The following is a 16,980-nucleotide window of genomic DNA, read 5'->3' on the forward strand; positions in this document are numbered from 1 at the left end:
TTGGCGTTGACTTTTGGCACGCTGTTGAGTTCTCAAGGAACGGACACTTCCTTCAGGACCCTCACCGGGACCCTCCGGGCGCTTCGTTCTTCGTTCTGTTTCAAACCTTAGCGGATTCCAGCTTCACAAGCCAAATCCGCCGATTTCCCGATAAACGGCATCACAAAACAACGCCACACCATCTGATCAGGGGGTTCGCCGCCACCACTCAGTCGTAGGGCAACTCGAAGGACACTACACGCCGCCACCAGCAGGGTCAAACCAGGACCTGGGCCAGGAATGCGTCCAGATTGGCCCGGGTCCGGGCGAGCTGTTCGTCCAGGGTCAGGGTCTCCTCGATGCGCTGGGCCTGGCCGCTCCGCTTCAGACCGCGTACGTACAGCGAGCAGGCGAGGTCCGCGCAGAGGTACGCGCCGACGGTGTTGCCCTCGCGGCCGGCCGGGCCGGCCTTGCGGGCGGTGAGCAGCGCCACACCGGAGCCTGCGTGCGAGGTCACGCAGATGGAGCAGAGGTTGCTGCGCAGGAAGCTCTTGCGCGGGCCGCTCGGTGCCCGGAGGGTGACGCCGACCAGGCGGTCATCCAGTTCGGCGACGAGGTATCCGCGATCCGGGGCTCCGGGGTCGCGCCAGCCCAGGTAGTCGAGATCGGGCCACCGGACGGCGTCGAGCGGCTTGGGTACGGAAAGCCTGCCTGCCTCGCCCTTGGAGCAGTTCACGAAGGAGGCGCGGATCTCGTTCTCGTCGAGCGGTCGCATGGGCGTAGAACCTAACAATCTCTCTGTCCGTTGTCGTCCGATTTACGCACGGGTGCCCCCGCCGGAGACGTCTGGGGACGTCCGGCGGGGGCACCCGGTGAAACGGGACCTGGCCTGCGGAGCGGTCAGACCTCGACCACGACCGGCAGGATCATCGGGCGGCGGCGGTAGGTGTCGGACACCCACTTGCCGAGCACCCGGCGGACCAGCTGCTGCACCTGACGCGGCTCGATGACGCCGTCCTGCGCGGACTTCGACAGCGCGTCCTGCATCTTCTGGATCGCCGGCCCGAAGGCGTCATCCTCGATGCCGGAGCCGCGGGCCTGGATGTTGGGGCCGCCGACGATCTTTCCGGTGGCGGAGTCCACCACCAGGAAGACCGAGATGATGCCCTCTTCGCCGAGGATCCGGCGGTCCTTGAGCGAGCCCTCGGTGATGTCGCCGACCGAGAGGCCGTCCACGTACACGTACCCGGCCTGGACCTTGCCGGCGATCTTGGCGACGCCGTCGACCAGGTCGACGACCACGCCGTCCTCGGCGAGGACGATGCGGTCCTTCGAGATGCCGGTCTTCTGCCCGAGGTCGGAGACCGCCCGCAGGTGGCGCCACTCGCCGTGGACCGGCATCAGGTTGCGCGGCTTGCAGATGTTGAAGAAGTACAGCAGCTCGCCGGCCGAGGCGTGGCCCGAGACGTGCACCTTGGCGTTGCCCTTGTGCACGACGTCGGCGCCCCACCGGGTGAGGCCGTTGATGACCCGGTAGACCGCGTTCTCGTTGCCCGGGATCAGCGACGACGCCAGGATGACCGTGTCACCCTCGACGATGCGGATCTGGTGGTCCCGGTTGGCCATCCGCGACAGCGCGGCCATCGGCTCGCCCTGCGAACCGGTGCAGACCAGCACCACGTCCTCGTCCGGCAGGTCGTCCAGCGTCTTCACGTCGACGACCAGGCCGCCCGGCACCTTGAGGTAGCCGAGGTCACGGGCGATGCCCATGTTGCGGACCATGGAGCGGCCGACGAAGGCGACCTTGCGGCCGAACTCGTGCGCCGTGTCCAGGACCTGCTGGATGCGGTGGACGTGGCTGGCGAAGCTGGCCACGATGATCCGCTTGTCGGCGCGGTCGAAGACCTGCTGGAGCACCGGGCCGATGTCCCGCTCCGGCGCGATGAACCCGGGGACCTCGGCGTTGGTGGAGTCCACCAGCAGCAGGTCGATGCCCTCCTCGCCCAGACGGGCGAAGGTCGGCAGGTCGGTCAGCCGCTTGTCCAGCGGCAGCTGGTCCATCTTGAAGTCGCCGGTGGCGACGACCATGCCGGCCGGGGTGCGGATGGCGACGGCAAGCGCGTCCGGGATGGAGTGGTTGACCGCGATGAACTCGCAGTCGAACGCGCCGATGCGCTCGCGGTCGCCCTCCTTCACCTCCAGCGTGTACGGCCGGATGCGGTGCTCGGTCAGCTTCGCCTCGATCAGCGCCAGCGTCAGCTTGGAGCCGATCAGCGGGAGGTCCGGCTTCTCGCGCAGCAGGAAGGGGACGGCCCCGATGTGGTCCTCGTGCCCGTGGGTGAGGACGATGCCGTCGATCTTGTCCAGGCGGTCCCTGATGGAGGTGAAGTCCGGCAGGATCAGGTCGACACCGGGCTGCTGCTCCTCCGGGAAGAGGACACCGCAGTCGACGATGAGCAGGCGGCCGCCGTACTCGAACACCGTCATGTTGCGGCCGATCTCGCCGAGCCCGCCCAGCGGGGTGACGCGGAGCGCTCCCTCGGCGAGTGGCGGCGGGGTGCCCAGGTCAGGATGCGGATGACTCAAAAGGTTCTCCTCTCCGCGCACGCCGCACACCCCAGGTGGGTGCACAGCGCACACGGCATCGATACGTCGTTGTTCGTGGTGCAACACGTCACCGCGCGAGGCAGGACGTGGAAGTCTGTTGTCAGAGGTGTACCCCGCCGGAGGCGAGATCCTTCCTCAACCGGTCGATCTCTGCCGCCGTGGCCTGGACCAAGGGCAGGCGCAGCGGACCTGCCGGCAGCCCCTGGAGGTTCAGGGCCGCCTTGGTGGTGATCACGCCTTGCGTACGAAACATACCGGTGAAAACGGGCAGCAGGCGCTGGTGTATCTCCGCGGCCTTGGCCACGTCGCCCGCGAGGTGGGCTTCCAGCATGCTGCGCAGTTCCGCTGTGACCAGGTGGGCGACCACGCTGACGTAGCCGACCGCGCCGATCGAGAGCAGCGGCAGGTTGAGCATGTCGTCGCCGGAGTACCAGGCCAGGTCGGCGCGGGAGAGCGCCCAGCCGGCGGCGGCGAGGTCGCCCTTGGCGTCCTTGTTGGCGACGATCCGGGGGTGCTCGGCGAGCCGGACCAGGGTCTCGGTCTCGATCGCGACCCCGCTGCGGCCGGGGATGTCGTAGAGCATCACCGGCAGCGCGGTGGCGTCGGCCACGGCGGTGAAGTGCTGGAACAGGCCCTCCTGCGGGGGCTTGTTGTAGTACGGGGTGACCACGAGCAGGCCGTGGGCTCCGACCCGTTCGGCCGCGCGGGCCAGCTCCAGGGTGTGCCGGGTGTCGTTGGTGCCGACGCCCGCGACCACGTGGGCGCGGTCGCCGACGGCCTCCAGTACCGCCCGGACCAGGTCGCTCTTCTCGGCGTCGGTGGTGGTCGGCGACTCGCCGGTGGTGCCGTTCACGACGAGTCCGTCGTTGCCCGCGTCGACCAGATGGGCCGCCAGACGCTGGGCGCCTTCGAGGTCGAGGGATCCGTCGACGGTGAACGGGGTCACCATCGCGGTCAGCGCTCGGCCGAAGGGGATCTCAGGAGTGGAGGTCGGAGCCATGAACCCAACGCTACTCGTTGCGGGTGTGTGCCAGCACAACCGGTCCACCAGGAGAAACCGGAAAGGTGAGCCCGGTGCTGCCTGCTCGGGGGTTCAGGCAGCACCGGGGCTCGTGATTTGAGACTAGGGAACGCTCCGATATCCCGCAAATGGGACATACGGGAGATCTGACTCGAAGTGAGATCGCACCGCTACGGCGCGACCCGTCCGTGCTCGTTGAAGGCGGCGTGAGTGAGCGGCATAAGCGCAGCCCAGTGCGCCTCCAGCTGCTCCGCGACCATCTCGATCTCACGCTGCGGGAAGGACGGCACCTTGGCCCGGTCGTCCTTGGTCCGAAGGGAGAGGAAGTGCATCAGCGAACGGGCGTTGCAGGTGGCGTACATCGACGAGAACAGCCCGACCGGCAGCACCGCCCGCGCCACCTCCCGGGCGACGCCCTCGGCGAGCATCGCCTGGTAGGCGTCGTACGACTGGCGGTAGGAGGACTCCATCGCGGCCGTGGTCGCCTTCTGCTGCTCGGGCGTCCCCTCGAAGAACTCGTACTTCCCCGGACGGCCCTTCTGGACCAGCTTGCGCTCCGCCCCGGGCACGTAGAACACCGGCTGCAGCTCGCGGTAGCGCCCGCTCTCCTCGTTGTACGACCATCCGCTTCTGTGGCGGTGGAACTCGCGGAAGACGAAGATCGGGGCGGTGACCAGGAAGGTCATCGAGTTGTGCTCGAACGGGGTGCCGTGGCGGTCGCGCATCAGGTAGTTGATGAGGCCCCTGGAGCGCGCCGGGTCCTTGTCCAGCTCCTCGATGGACTGCTCGCCCGCGGTGGAGACGCGGGCGGCGAACAGCACGTCGGCGTCCTGGGCGCTGCTGCGAACCAGCTCGACGGTGACGTCGTCCCTGAAGACGGGCTCCGGTACGGCGGGGGCTTCGTCGGTCACCTGGCACATTCCTTTCGTCGCCGGTCCGGTTGCGAACCGCCCACAGCGTAGCGGTCGCCGCCGACAGGTCCTGTTTATCCTGTTCGTCTTGAAGCGCCGACAGCCATGGAGGGAGCACCGTGCCGGGACCGCTGACAGCGCTCGCACCGCTCGCACCGGTGCGGGTCAGGCCCGCCACCGACGCCGACATCGGCGCGGTGCGGCGGCTGCGGGCGGCGTCGTGGCGGGCCGCCTACGCCGGGATCCTGCCGCCGGTGTACCTGGAGGCGATGGACACCGGGCCCGAGGAGGTCGCACGGGCGGTCCGCGACTTCCGGCAGAACCCGCCGGACCGGCATCTGCTGGTGGCCGAGCGGGACGGGCGGATCGTCGCCTTCGTCAGCTGCGGGCCGGAGCGGCCGATGCCCGAACACCTGCGCACCGGAGTGCCGCACGGCGAGGTGTACGCGCTGTACGCCCATCCGGAGGCCTGGTCCACCGGCGCGGGCGCGCCGCTGCTGGCCGCCGCGCTGGAACGGCTGCGGGCGGACGGGCGGGAGCGGGCCGTGCTGTGGGTGCTGGCGGCGAACACCCGGGCCCGTGCCTTCTACGAGCGGCAGGGGCTGCGCCCGACCGGCCGGTGCGGCGAGCTGCGGCTCGGCGGGGCGGTGCTGCCGGAGCTGCAGTACGGCACCACCGCGGTGCCGGTCGGCCCTGCCCCCGCCGCCGCTGCCCCGCTTGCCGAAGGAGCACCTGTGCACGCTCAGCGGCAGACGGCCGTCACGCCCGTGCGTCGTGGAGCTTGATGGCGTGCTGCATGGCCTTGCGGGCCCGGGGGGTGTCCCGGGCGTCGGCGTAGGCGACGGCGAGCCGGAACCAGGCCCGCCAGTCCTCCGGGGCGGCCTCGGTCTCGGCCTGGCGGCGGGCGAAGACCGCGTCGGCGGAGTCGCGGTCGATCCGGCCGCCCGCGCTGCGGGCCAGCTCGTCCACCGGCAGCGCGCCCTCGGCCTCCAGTTCGCGGGCCAGCGCGCCGCTGCGGCGGCCGAAGCGGTAGGTCTTCCAGAGGAACCAGACCCCGAGGAGCACCAGGACCTCGGCGCAGATCCCGATGCCGACGGCCAGGCGGTCGCCGGTGGACATCAGCTGGACCCCGGTGGCCACGATGACCAGGAAGCCCAGCAGCAGGGCGGCGGAGACGACGGCATAGGTGACGCGGGAGATCATGGGCTCATTCTCCGGGGAAGAGGAAGTGCTCCAGGCCGAAGGTCAGGCCCGGGGTGTCCACCACGCTGCGCACGCCGAGCAGGATGCCGGGCATGAAACTGCTGTGGTGCAGCGAGTCGTGACGGATCGTCAGGGTCTCGCCGGTGTCGCCGAACAGCACCTCCTGGTGCGCCAGCAGCCCGCGCAGCCGGACCGAGTGCACCGGGACGCCGTCCACGTCCGCGCCGCGCGCGCCGGGGAGGCCGTGCGTGGTCGGGTCGGCCGGGGCGGTGAGTCCGGCCCCGGTCCTGGCGGCGGCGATCAGCTGCGCGGTGCGGGTGGCGGTGCCGCTGGGGGCGTCGGCCTTGTTGTTGTGGTGCAGCTCGATGACCTCGGCGGTCTCGAAGAAGCGGGCCGCCTGCTGGGCGAAGCGCATGGTCAGCACCGCGCCGATGGAGAAGTTGGGCGCGATCAGCATGCCGGTGGACGGGGAGGCGGCGAGCCAGCCGCGGACCGTCGCCAGCCGCTCGTCGGTCCAGCCGGTGGTCCCGACCACCGTGTGGAGGCCGTGGGCGGTGCAGTGCTCCAGGTTGCCCATGACCGCGTCCGGGTGGGTCAGGTCGACCACGACCTGGGCTCCGGCCTCGGCCAGCGCGTCCAGCTTGTCGTCCCGGTCCAGGGCGGCGACCAGTTCCAGGTCGGCGGCGGCCTCGACCGAACGGGCGGCCTCGGAGCCGATCCGGCCCTTCGCGCCGAGGACGGCCACACGCAGCGGGGTGCTCATTGTCGACAACTCCATAGGTAGACCAGGAAAGGGACTAGGAGACGGCTTCGGTGAGGCGGGTGGCGCGCTTGCCGTTGACCGGGCCGATGACGGCCAGCGACGGCCGGTACGCGCCCAGCACGGACCCGGCGACCTCGCGGACGTCGTCCAGGGTGACCGAGGAGATCTTGGCCAGCAGGTCGTCCACCGAGAGGTGGGTGCCGTAGCAGAGCTCGGCCTTGCCGACCCGGGTCATCAGCGAGCCGGTGTCCTCCATGCCCAGCACGGTGGAGCCGGAGATCTGGCCGACCGCCCGCCGCAGCTCCTCCTCGGTGATGCCGTGCTCGGCGACCTTCTGGAGCTCCTCGCGGCAGATCGACAGCACCTCCTCGACCCGCTTGGGCTGGCAGCCCGCGTAGATCCCGAAGAGACCGGTGTCGGCGTAGGAGGAGGAGTAGGAGTACACCGAGTACGCCAGCCCGCGCTTCTCCCTGACCTCCTGGAACAGCCGGGAGCTCATCCCGCCGCCGAGGGCGGAGTTGAGCACGCCGAGCGCCCAGCGCCGGTCGTCGTTGCGGGCCACCCCGGGCAGGCCGAGCACCAGGTGCGCCTGCTCGGTGGGGCGGTCCAGGATCTCGACCTTCCCGGCGGTGCGCAGCGCCCTGACCCCGGCGCGCGGCCCGGCCGGGGCGGTGTCGGTGCGGGTCAGCGCGCCCGCCGCGGCGAAGGCCCGCTCGACCTGGCGGACCACCTTGGCGTGGTCGACGTTCCCGGCCGCGGCGACGACCAGGTGCTCGGGGCGGTAGCGGCGCTTGTAGAAGCCGGCCACCTGGTCCCGGGTCAGCGCGTTGATGGTGTCGACGGTGCCCAGCACCGGGCGTCCCAGCGGCGAGGAGCCGTACATGACCTGGGCGAACAGGTCGTGCACCACGTCGCCCGGGTCGTCCTCGGTCATCGCGATCTCTTCGAGGACCACGTCACGCTCGGTGTCGATGTCCTCCTGGCGGATCAGCGAGCCGGTCAGCATGTCGCTGACCACGTCGATCGCCAGCGGCAGGTCGTTGTCGAGCACCCGCGCGTAGTAGCAGGTGTACTCCTTGGCGGTGAAGGCGTTCATCTCGCCGCCGACCGCGTCCAGCGCGGAGGAGATGTCCAGTGCGCTGCGCCGCTCGGTGCCCTTGAAGAGCAGGTGCTCCAGGTAGTGGGTGGCGCCGTTGAGGACCGGGGTCTCGTCGCGGGAGCCGACGCCGACCCAGATGCCGAAGGCCGCCGAGCGGACCGTCGGCAGGGTCTCGGTGACGACCCGCAGGCCGCCGGGGAGGACGGTGCGGCGGACGGTGCCGGCGCCGTCCACGCCCTTGAGGAGCGTCTTGGTGGTGCCGGGGCGCTGCTGGGCAGCCGTGGGCTGCTGTGCCACGTGGGTTCCTTAGACGAGCGAGGGGTGACTACGGAGTACGGCCCGGCCCTCCTGACGGGGGGCCGGGCCGCGTGACCTGCGTGTGCCGACTACTTGGCCTCGGCCTCGGCGGCCGGGGCCGCCTCCTCGCCCTCGACCACGGGGATCAGCGAGAGCTTGCCGCGCGGGTCGATCTCAGCGATCTCGACCTGCACCTTGGCGCCGACCGCGAGCACGTCCTCGACGTTCTCGACGCGCTTGCCGCCCGCGAGCTTGCGGATCTGCGAGATGTGCAGCAGTCCGTCCTTGCCCGGCATCAGCGACACGAACGCCCCGAAGGTCGTGGTCTTCACCACGGTGCCCAGGTAGCGCTCTCCGACCTCCGGCATGGTCGGGTTGGCGATCTGGTTGATCGTCGTGCGGGCAGCCTCCGCCGAGGGACCGTCGACAGCGCCGATGTAGATGGTGCCGTCGTCCTCGATGGTGATGTCCGCGCCGGTGTCCTCCTGGATCTGGTTGATCATCTTGCCCTTGGGGCCGATGACCTCGCCGATCTTGTCGACCGGGATCTTGATGGTGATGATCCGCGGTGCGAACTCGGACATCTCGTCCGGGACGTCGATCGCCTCGTTCATCACGTCCAGGATGTGCAGACGCGCGTCGTGGGCCTGCTTCAGCGCGGCGCCCAGGACCGAGGCGGGAATGCCGTCGAGCTTGGTGTCGAGCTGCAGCGCGGTGACGAAGGTCTTGGTGCCGGCGACCTTGAAGTCCATGTCGCCGAACGCGTCCTCGGCGCCGAGGATGTCGGTCAGCGCGACGTAGTGGGTCTCGCCGTCGATCTCCTGCGAGATCAGGCCCATGGCGATACCGGCGACGGCGGCCTTGAGCGGCACACCGGCGTTCAGCAGCGACATGGTGGAGGCGCAGACCGAGCCCATCGAGGTGGAGCCGTTGGACCCGAGGGCCTCGGACACCTGGCGGATCGCGTAGGGGAACTCCTCGCGGGTCGGCAGCACGGGGATCAGCGCCCGCTCGGCGAGCGCGCCGTGGCCGATCTCGCGGCGCTTGGGCGAGCCCACGCGGCCGGTCTCGCCGACCGAGTACGGCGGGAAGTTGTAGTTGTGCATGTAGCGCTTGCGGGTCTCCGGCGCCAGGGTGTCCAGCTGCTGCTCCATGCGGAGCATGTTCAGCGTGGTGACACCCAGGATCTGGGTCTCGCCGCGCTCGAACAGGGCGGAACCGTGAACGCGCGGGATGACCTCGACCTCGGCGGCCAACGTGCGGATGTCGGTGACCCCGCGGCCGTCGATGCGGACCTTGTCCTTGATGACGCGCTGGCGGACCAGCTTCTTCGTCAGCGAGCGGTACGCGGCGGAGATCTCCTTCTCGCGGCCCTCGAACTGCGGGAGCAGCTTGTCGGAGGCGAGGCCCTTGACCCGGTCCAGCTCGCCCTCGCGGGCCTGCTTGCCGGCGATGGTGAGGGCCTGCGCGAGCTCCTCGCTGACCGCGGCGCTGAGCGCCTCGAACACGTCGTCCTGGTAGTCCAGGAAGATCGGGAACTCGCCGGTCGGCTTGGCGGCAGCGGCGGCCAGCTCGGACTGGGCCCGGCACAGCTCGCGGATGAAGACCTTGGCGGCCTCAAGACCGGCGGCCACGACGTCCTCGGTCGGCGCGGTGGCCCCGCCCTTGACCAGCTCGATGGTCTTCGCGGTGGCCTCGGCCTCGACCATCATGATCGCGACGTCGCCGTCGGCGAGGGTGCGGCCGGCGACGACCATGTCGAACACGGCCTCCTCCAGCTCGCTGTGGCGCGGGAACGCCACCCACTGGCCCTTGATCAGGGCGACCCGGACGCCGCCGATCGGGCCAGAGAAGGGCAGGCCGGCGAGCTGGGTGGACGCGGAGGCGGCGTTGATGGCCACCACGTCGTACAGGTCGTCGGGGTTGAGCGCCATGATCGTGCAGACGACCTGGATCTCGTTGCGCAGGCCCTTGACGAAGGACGGGCGCAGCGGGCGGTCGATCAGACGGCAGGTGAGGATCGCGTCCTCGGAGGGGCGGCCCTCGCGACGGAAGAACGATCCGGGGATGCGCCCTGCGGCGTACATCCGCTCCTCGACGTCCACCGTGAGCGGGAAGAAGTCGAAGTGGTCCTTGGGCTGCTTCGAGGCGCTGGTGGCCGAGAGGATCATCGTCTCGTCGTCCAGGTAGGCGACGGCGGAGCCGGCGGCCTGCTTGGCCAGACGGCCGGTCTCGAAGCGGATGGTGCGGGTGCCGAAAGAGCCGTTGTCGATGACGGCTACGGCCTCGTGCGTGGTGTTGTCTTCCACCTGGAAGATCTCCTTCGTGTTCCTCAGGTGGAGCGTCCCCGCACGCTGCCTGGTGAGGCGGCCCGGCTGGGCCGGTCTTCGATCGAAGCCTCCGGGCGGTCACGGCGCGTCGCGCTGTCACTCCTCCGGCGGCCACTACCGAGGACCGGCGCCTGGTGGCGCCTGCGGTCGGCATGCGTGTGGACGCTCCGCGTCTTTGCGGGCGGCGACCGGTCCGGTCGTCCCGCGGCGTCGGACCGCCTCTCCTTCACGCGCGGCGCGCGTGCCGGGGCGTCCTTCACCCTTCGTTCCCACCTTACGCACGCAGTCTTTCCCACGCGTGCGCCCTGCCCAATCATCGCTCCGGCATTCACCGGGGAGAGGACGCGGGCCAGGGTGTGCCGAAGGGCGGCTCCCACAGATTGGGAGCCGCCCCCGGGCGAGGTGCTAGCGAGCGGCGCCGGCGGCGCCGCGGCGGATGCCGAGGCGGTCGACCAGCGTACGGAAGCGCTCGATGTCCTTCTTGGCCAGGTACTGGAGCAGGCGACGGCGCTGGCCGACGAGCAGCAGCAGGCCACGACGGGAGTGGTGGTCGTGCTTGTGGGTCTTGAGGTGCTCGGTCAGGTCCGAGATACGGCGGCTGAGCATGGCGACCTGGACCTCGGGGGAGCCGGTGTCGCCCTCCTTGGTGCCGAACTCGTCCATGATCTGCTTCTTGACAGCGGCGTCGAGGGCCACAGCAACTCCTTGTGGGTCTGGTGCCGGGTGGTCCTGGTCTGCTTCACAGGAACTGGTGGAACCCGGCGGCGGGGCTTACGCCCTGCTCCAGCCTACCAGCGCGGCAGAGCGCCCCTGACCGGGGCCCGGTTCTGCCTCCGGTGGCCGCTAGCTGGTGAAGCCGCGCACCGCCGCGTAGACGTCGAGGACGGCCAGCGCCAGCGGGATCAGGGCGAGCAGCATCAGGCTGTCGACCAGGTCCAGGATCCGCCCCCAGAACGGGGAGACGCCGCGGGCCGGGACCACCAGGGCGACGCCGACCAGGACCGCCGAGCCGACCGCGATGGACCCGCCGAGCAGGACCGTGCGGACGTCGACCGCCGAGGTGTTGCCCAGGTTCTGGTAGAGGAACAGCTGCATGTGCAGGGCCACCCCGAGCACCAGCAGGCCCAGGCTGAGCAGGCCCGCGACCAGCAGGCTGAGCACCTGCGAGGTGTGCCGGAACAGCCGGGCCCTGAGCATGGTGGTCACCCCGAGCACCGCGGCCAGCAGCTCCGGCCAGCGGCCGTCGGTGAAGGAGAGCACGGTGGCGCAGCCCACGGCGACCGCGGCGCAGCCGCCGACCAGGCCGACCAGCAGTTCGTGGCCGCGGCGGGCCTGGGCCGCGATCCGGCTGTAGTCGGCGGTGTCCTCCTCCTCGGCGGCCTGCTGGCTGCCGGCCATGCCGCCGGACTGGACCGGGGCGTGGAAGGCGACCGGGAGCCGGGCGAACCGGGCCGAGAGCTGCGGCAGGTAGCCGATCAGCCCGGTCACCACCACTGCGGCGACGGCGGCGACCTGCGCGGCGGAGGCCTGGGTGAGCACCGCGCCGAAGGTGGCCAGGGTGCCGACCGCGGCGACCAGGGTGGCCGCGACGAAGGGGGCGTCGCCGCCCGGCATCAGCGCGGTCAGCAGGACGGCCGCGAGCAGCACGGCGATGCAGCCGATCAGGAACTGGATCCGGCCGGGGCCGCTGCCCTGGTCGGCGGCGACGATGCCGGAGCCGCCGATCAGGGCGTGCGGCAGGGCGGCCAGGCCGAGCGCGAGCGCGGAGCCGCGGTCGTCGTAGACCCGGGCCCTGACCCCGGCCAGGGCGACCAGGACGACCGCGGTCACCCCGGAGAGCAGGCCGGGCAGCGAGTGCATGTCGTGCCGCAGGTCGGAGAACCAGAGCGCGAAGCCGAGCAGCGAGAGCAGCACCACCCCGCCGATCAGGCCCGCGCCGCGCATCAGCCCGGGGCTCCACAGCGTGCGGTCGGCGGAGACCGCGGTGGCGATGGCCTCGGCGACGTCGTCGTAGACGGCCGGGGGGAGCGAGTCGGCGAAGGGGCGCAGGCTGAGCAGGTCGCCGTCGCGGACCTGTTGGGCGAGCAGCGGCAGGCTGCTGTCCAGCACCGTGCCGTCGCGGCGGACCAGGTGGAAGCCGGTGGGGGCGCCCTCGGCGAGGGTCTGTCCCGACAGCCGCAGCACCTCGGGGTAGACGTCCGCGAGCGGGACGTCCTCGGGCAGTGCCACGTCGATCCGGCTGTCCGGTGCGACGACGGTGACCCGGCAGAATCCGGTAGCGGTGCTGGTGCCCACCCGGAGCCCCTCCCCCTGTGAGTGTCCGCGGCCTGAGAGACAGGCGCTGATAGCCGCACACCCTACCGTCGGAGCCGTCCCGTTCCAGCCCCGGCCCCGATTCGTCCGGTCACGCACGGTTCCTCCGCCGGGGGCGGGTCGGGGTGGTTCCCCCTGGCCTGCCCCTGTCAGGGCAGGGACTAGGATCGGCCCCTGCGGAGAGCGGTGACACGGGGGGACGCCTGCGGCGGCCCGGACCCGTGCCCGTCAGGGGACTCGACAGGACGAGGCTGGTACCGAGTTGAGCGTGGTAACCGTCAAGCGACCGCCGCGGGCCTATCCGCCTGCGGTACCCAATGAGGACCTGCGACTTGAGTCCCCGCCCGAACTGCCGCGGGCGGCTGGCGGCAGCTGGTGGCAGTCGCTGCTGCCGATGCTGGCCACCGCGGGCTCGGCCGCGTTCTTCTTCATGCCCGGCATGCAGATGATGATGAAGGTCATGGGCGGGATGATGGTCGCCTCGACCGTCGCCATGGCCGTCGCGCAGCTGAACCAGCAGCGCAAGGGCGGCGGCGGGGAGATCGAGGACGAGCGCCGCGACTACCTCAAGTACCTGGCCCAGCTGCGCAAGCAGGTCCGCCGCACCGCGCTGCGTCAGCGCGACGCCCAGCTCTACCTGCACCCGCAGCCGGACCAGCTGTGGTCCGTGGTCGCCGAGGGCAGCCGGCTCTGGGAGCGCCGCTCCGGCGACGCCGACTTCGCGCAGATACGGCTCGGCACCGGGCCGCAGCAGCTGTCGACCCGTCTGGTCCCGCCGCAGACCGCGCCGGTGGACGAGCTGGAGCCGCTCACCGCCGAGGCGATGAAGAGTTTCCTGGCCGCCCACGGCACCCTGCCCGACCTGCCGCTGGCCGTCTCGCTGCGCGCCTTCTACCACCTGACCGTCTCCGGCGACCCGGAGACCGTGTACGGGACGCTCCGGGCCGCGCTGGCGCAACTGGCCACGCTGCACTCCCCGGACGACCTGATGATCGGCATCGCCGCCGCCCCGGGCGCGGCCCCGGAGTGGGAGTGGACCAAGTGGCTCCCGCACGTCCAGCACCCGTCGGACGCCGACGGCGCGGGTTCGCTGCGGATGATCTGCCCCTCGCTGGACGAGTTGGAGGGCCTGCTCGCCGACGAGCTGTCCGGCCGGGCCCGGTTCCACCGCGACGCGACGCCGGTCCCCGAGCAGCCGCACCTGGTGGTGGTCCTGGACGGGGCCTCGGTCAGCGCGGACTCGCTGCTGGCGGGCGGCGACGGGCTGCAGGGGGTGACCGTGATCGAGGTGGTCCCCGGCGACATGGACGAGCCGCGCGGCGCGCTGGCGGTGGTGGTGACGCCGGAGCGGATGCGGCTCACCTCGGCCGGCGGCGGGGTCTACCGCGGCCGTCCTGACGTGCTCAGCGCCTGGCAGGCCGAGGCGCTGGCGCGGCAGCTGGCGCCGCTGCGGGCCTCGGTCGGCGACGACGACGAACCGCTGCTGGCGAACCTGGACTTCACCGACCTGATGGGGGTCGGCGACGCCATGTCGGTGGACGTGGCCCGCACCTGGCGGCCCCGGCCGATGCACGAGAAGCTGCGGGTCCCGATCGGCCTCGGCGCCAACGGCGAGCCGGTGATGCTGGACCTCAAGGAGGCGGCGCTGGAGGGCATGGGCCCGCACGGCCTGTGCGTCGGCGCGACCGGCTCCGGCAAGTCGGAGCTGCTGCGCACGCTGGTGCTGGGGCTGGCGATGACGCACTCCTCCGAGGTGCTGAACTTCGTGCTGGCCGACTTCAAGGGCGGCGCGACCTTCGCCGGCATGGCCGACATGCCGCACACCTCGGCGGTCATCACCAACATGGCCGAGGAACTGACCCTGGTCGACCGGATGCGCGACTCCATCACCGGTGAGCTGAACCGCCGTCAGGAGATGCTGCGCGCGGCCGGCAACTACGCCAACATCCACGACTACGAGCGGGCCAGGGCGGCCGGGGCGCCGCTCGAACCGCTGCCCTCGCTGCTGCTGATCATCGATGAGTTCAGCGAACTGCTGACCGCCAAGCCCGACTTCATCGAGATGTTCATCCAGATCGGCCGGATCGGCCGCTCGCTCGGGGTGCACCTGCTGCTGGCCTCGCAGCGCCTGGAGGAGGGCCGGCTGCGCGGCCTGGACACCTACCTCTCCTACCGGATCGGGCTGCGGACCTTCTCCGCGGCCGAGTCCCGGGCGGCGCTGGGCGTCCCGGACGCCTACCACCTGCCGCCGGTGCCCGGGGTGGGCTACCTCAAGTTCGGCACCGATGTGATGTCCCAGTTCAAGGCGGCCTACGTGTCCGGCCCCTACCGGGCCGGGGCGACCCAGCAGGACACCGGCCGGATCCGGCGGCGGCACTCGGTGCTGTTCACCGGCGCCCCGGTGGCGATGCCGCTGCTGCCGCTGAACGAGGTGGAGCCGGAGGCCCCGCAGCGCCAGGACGACGCACTGGCGGACACCGTCCTCGACGTGATCGTGGACCGGCTCGAAGGCCAGGGCCCGCCGGCCCACGCGGTCTGGCTGCCGCCGCTGAGCGAGGCCCCCTCGCTGGACCAGCTGCTGCCCCAGCTGTCCGCCACCGCGGAACGGGGCCTGGCCGCGGCCGAGTACGCCGGGACCTCGCGGCTGGTGGTCCCGGTCGGCCTGGTCGACAAGCCGTTCGAGCAGCGCCGCGACCTGATGTACCTGGACTTCTCCGGGGCGGCCGGGCACGGCATGGTGGTCGGCGGTCCGCGGTCCGGCAAGTCCACCCTGATGCGCAGCATGGTCGGCGCCTTCGCGCTCAGCCACACCCCGTCCGAGGTGCAGTTCTACCTGCTGGACTTCGGCGGCGGCGGGATGCTCGGGCTGCGCGACCTGCCGCATGTCGGCGGGGTCGCCGGGCGGCTGGACGCGGACAAGGTCCGACGCATGATCAGCGAGGTCTCCGGGCTGCTGAACCAGCGCGAGGAGCTGTTCCGGGCGCAGTCCATCGACTCCATCGCGACCTTCCGCAACCGCCGCAGGGCCGGCACCCTGCCGGGCGAGCAGTACGGCGACGTCTTCCTGGTGGTGGACGGCTGGCTCACCTTCCGGCAGGAGTTCGAGCAGCTGGAGCCGCTGGTCACCGACATCGCCCAGCGCGGCCTGGCGTACGGCGTGCACGTGGTGATCGGGGCGTCCCGGTACGGCGAGATCCGCCCGGCGCTCAAGGACCTGATGCAGACCCGGGTGGAGCTGCGGCTCGGCGACCCGATGGAGTCCGAGATCGACCGCAGGGTGGCCCAGAACGTCCCGGTGGGCGCCCCCGGGCGCGGGCTCACCGGCGACAAGCTGCACTTCCTGGCCGGGCTGCCGCGGATCGACGGCTCCAGCGGGATCGACGACCTGGCGGACGGCGTGACCGCGTTCGTCCAGGCGGTCAACGGCTCCTGGACCGGGCCGCGGGCCCCGCAGGTGCGGATGCTGCCGGAGGTGCTCCCGGCCGACCGGCTGCCCAAGGGCTTCGAGAGCCCGGAGCTGGGCATCGCCATCGGCGTGGACGAGTCCTCGCTGTCCCCGGTGTACCTCAACTTCGACACCGACTCGCACTTCATCGTCTTCGGCGACGGCGAGACCGGGAAGACCGCGCTGCTGCGGCTGCTGCTCAAGGGCATCACCGAGCGGTACACCCCGGAGCAGGCCCGGATCGTCATCGGCGACTACCGGCGCTCGCTGCTGGGCGTGGTCACCACCCCGCACCTGCTGGAGTACGCGGCGGCGCAGCCCGCGCTGCAGGCGTTCCTGGGGGACATCCGCGGCTCGATGGAGCGGCGCATCCCCGGCCCGGACGTGACCCAGGAGCAGCTGCGGGACCGCAGCTGGTGGTCCGGCGCGGAGCTGTTCCTGGTGGTGGACGACTACGACCTGGTCGCCACCTCCACCGGGAACCCGCTGCAGCAGCTGCTGGAGGTGCTGCCGTTCTCCAAGGACATCGGGCTGCACATCATCATCGCCCGCCGCTCCGGCGGCGCCGGGCGGGCGCTCTACGAGCCGATGATGCAGCGGCTGAAGGAGCTGGGCGCGCAGGGCATCGTGCTGTCCGGTGAGAAGGACGAGGGCGTGCTGCTGGGCAATGTGAAGCCGCAGCAGATGCCGCCGGGCCGCGGGGTGCTGGTCACCCGGCGCAGGGGCACCTTCACGGTGCAGACCGGGTGGCTCCCGCAGTAACGCTTTGGCCTCGGGGCCGTCGGGTGCTCCGGCACCCGGCGGCCCTTTTTGCCGCTTTCAGCCGCCAGTGGAACAGTGGAAAATCAGCTGCATGACCTTCTCATCACAGGTTGCTTGAATATTCAAGCTTGGAATCAAAGGCCGATGAACAAAAGGGCTATTTGTGTCGGCCGGGCAAACCTCGCTCAGATTCGTCGCCCCATCGTCACCATGCAACGAAATCCGAAGGAAACACCGCCTTGACGCTTTC

Annotated in this window: 12 protein-coding genes; 2 read left to right on the forward strand and 10 right to left on the reverse strand. The window is 70.9% G+C overall.

From position 1 onward, the window contains the following. Nucleotides 1-256: 256 nt before the first annotated feature. The 4 genes from ACEZDE_RS33020 to thyX form a co-directional block, all read right to left on the reverse strand. The gene (locus ACEZDE_RS33020; protein ID WP_380544635.1) at nt 257-754 is read right to left on the reverse strand and encodes an FBP domain-containing protein; all 498 of its coding nucleotides are present in this window, start codon (nt 752-754) and stop codon (nt 257-259) included. A 125-nt stretch (nt 755-879) separates the two neighbouring features. Beyond that, nucleotides 880-2,565: a ribonuclease J gene (locus tag ACEZDE_RS33025; protein ID WP_380544638.1), complete on the reverse strand. Its 1,686-nt coding sequence runs from the start codon at nt 2,563-2,565 to the stop codon at nt 880-882. Between the two features lie 121 nt (nt 2,566-2,686). Next, the gene (gene dapA / locus ACEZDE_RS33030; RefSeq protein ID WP_380544641.1) at nt 2,687-3,586 is read right to left on the reverse strand and encodes a 4-hydroxy-tetrahydrodipicolinate synthase; all 900 of its coding nucleotides are present in this window, start codon (nt 3,584-3,586) and stop codon (nt 2,687-2,689) included. 191 nt (nt 3,587-3,777) lie between these two features. Next, on the reverse strand, nt 3,778-4,527 hold the full coding sequence (gene thyX, locus ACEZDE_RS33035) for an FAD-dependent thymidylate synthase (RefSeq protein ID WP_380544644.1): 750 nt from the start codon (nt 4,525-4,527) through the stop codon (nt 3,778-3,780). 110 nt (nt 4,528-4,637) lie between these two features. Between thyX and ACEZDE_RS33040 the strand changes: the two genes are divergently transcribed. After that, entirely contained in the window at nt 4,638-5,303 is a 666-nt protein-coding gene (locus ACEZDE_RS33040; protein WP_380544647.1) for a GNAT family N-acetyltransferase, read from the forward strand. Here the strand turns inward: ACEZDE_RS33040 and ACEZDE_RS33045 are convergent. The 6 genes from ACEZDE_RS33045 to eccD form a co-directional block, all read right to left on the reverse strand. Beyond that, nucleotides 5,278-5,721, reverse strand: a complete 444-nt coding sequence (locus ACEZDE_RS33045; protein WP_380544649.1) for a hypothetical protein — start codon at nt 5,719-5,721, stop codon at nt 5,278-5,280. The genes ACEZDE_RS33040 and ACEZDE_RS33045 overlap by 26 nt on opposite strands. Nucleotides 5,722-5,725: 4 nt before the next feature. Then, a complete protein-coding gene (gene dapB / locus ACEZDE_RS33050) occupies nt 5,726-6,484 on the reverse strand; it encodes a 4-hydroxy-tetrahydrodipicolinate reductase (protein ID WP_380544652.1) in 759 nt (252 codons plus the stop codon). A 34-nt stretch (nt 6,485-6,518) separates the two neighbouring features. After that, nucleotides 6,519-7,880: a M16 family metallopeptidase gene (locus ACEZDE_RS33055; protein ID WP_380544655.1), complete on the reverse strand. Its 1,362-nt coding sequence runs from the start codon at nt 7,878-7,880 to the stop codon at nt 6,519-6,521. Nucleotides 7,881-7,969: 89 nt separating this feature from the next. Further along, complete coding sequence (locus tag ACEZDE_RS33060) at nt 7,970-10,189, reverse strand: polyribonucleotide nucleotidyltransferase (protein WP_380544658.1); 2,220 nt, start codon at nt 10,187-10,189, stop codon at nt 7,970-7,972. 426 nt (nt 10,190-10,615) lie between these two features. Next, on the reverse strand, nt 10,616-10,906 hold the full coding sequence (rpsO, locus tag ACEZDE_RS33065; protein WP_030265570.1) for a 30S ribosomal protein S15: 291 nt from the start codon (nt 10,904-10,906) through the stop codon (nt 10,616-10,618). A 147-nt stretch (nt 10,907-11,053) separates the two neighbouring features. After that, complete coding sequence (eccD, locus tag ACEZDE_RS33070) at nt 11,054-12,505, reverse strand: type VII secretion integral membrane protein EccD (RefSeq protein ID WP_380544662.1); 1,452 nt, start codon at nt 12,503-12,505, stop codon at nt 11,054-11,056. Nucleotides 12,506-12,785: 280 nt separating this feature from the next. Here eccD and eccCa point away from each other — a divergent pair, with 280 nt between their 5' ends. Next, complete coding sequence (gene eccCa / locus ACEZDE_RS33075; RefSeq protein ID WP_380544665.1) at nt 12,786-16,730, forward strand: type VII secretion protein EccCa; 3,945 nt, start codon at nt 12,786-12,788, stop codon at nt 16,728-16,730. The last annotated feature ends 250 nt before the right edge of the window (nt 16,731-16,980 follow it).

This window comes from Streptacidiphilus cavernicola (assembly GCF_042510955.1).
Lineage (GTDB): Bacteria > Actinomycetota > Actinomycetes > Streptomycetales > Streptomycetaceae > Streptacidiphilus > Streptacidiphilus cavernicola.

Coding starts and splice junctions, on each gene's coding strand:
- dapA (WP_380544641.1), bottom strand. CDS start 3,586: ATGGCTCCGACCTCCACTCCTGAGATCCCCTTCGGCCGAGCGCTGACC.
- ACEZDE_RS33020 (WP_380544635.1), bottom strand. CDS start 754: ATGCGACCGCTCGACGAGAACGAGATCCGCGCCTCCTTCGTGAACTGC.
- ACEZDE_RS33045 (WP_380544649.1), bottom strand. CDS start 5,721: ATGATCTCCCGCGTCACCTATGCCGTCGTCTCCGCCGCCCTGCTGCTG.
- thyX (WP_380544644.1), bottom strand. CDS start 4,527: ATGTGCCAGGTGACCGACGAAGCCCCCGCCGTACCGGAGCCCGTCTTC.
- dapB (WP_380544652.1), bottom strand. CDS start 6,484: ATGAGCACCCCGCTGCGTGTGGCCGTCCTCGGCGCGAAGGGCCGGATC.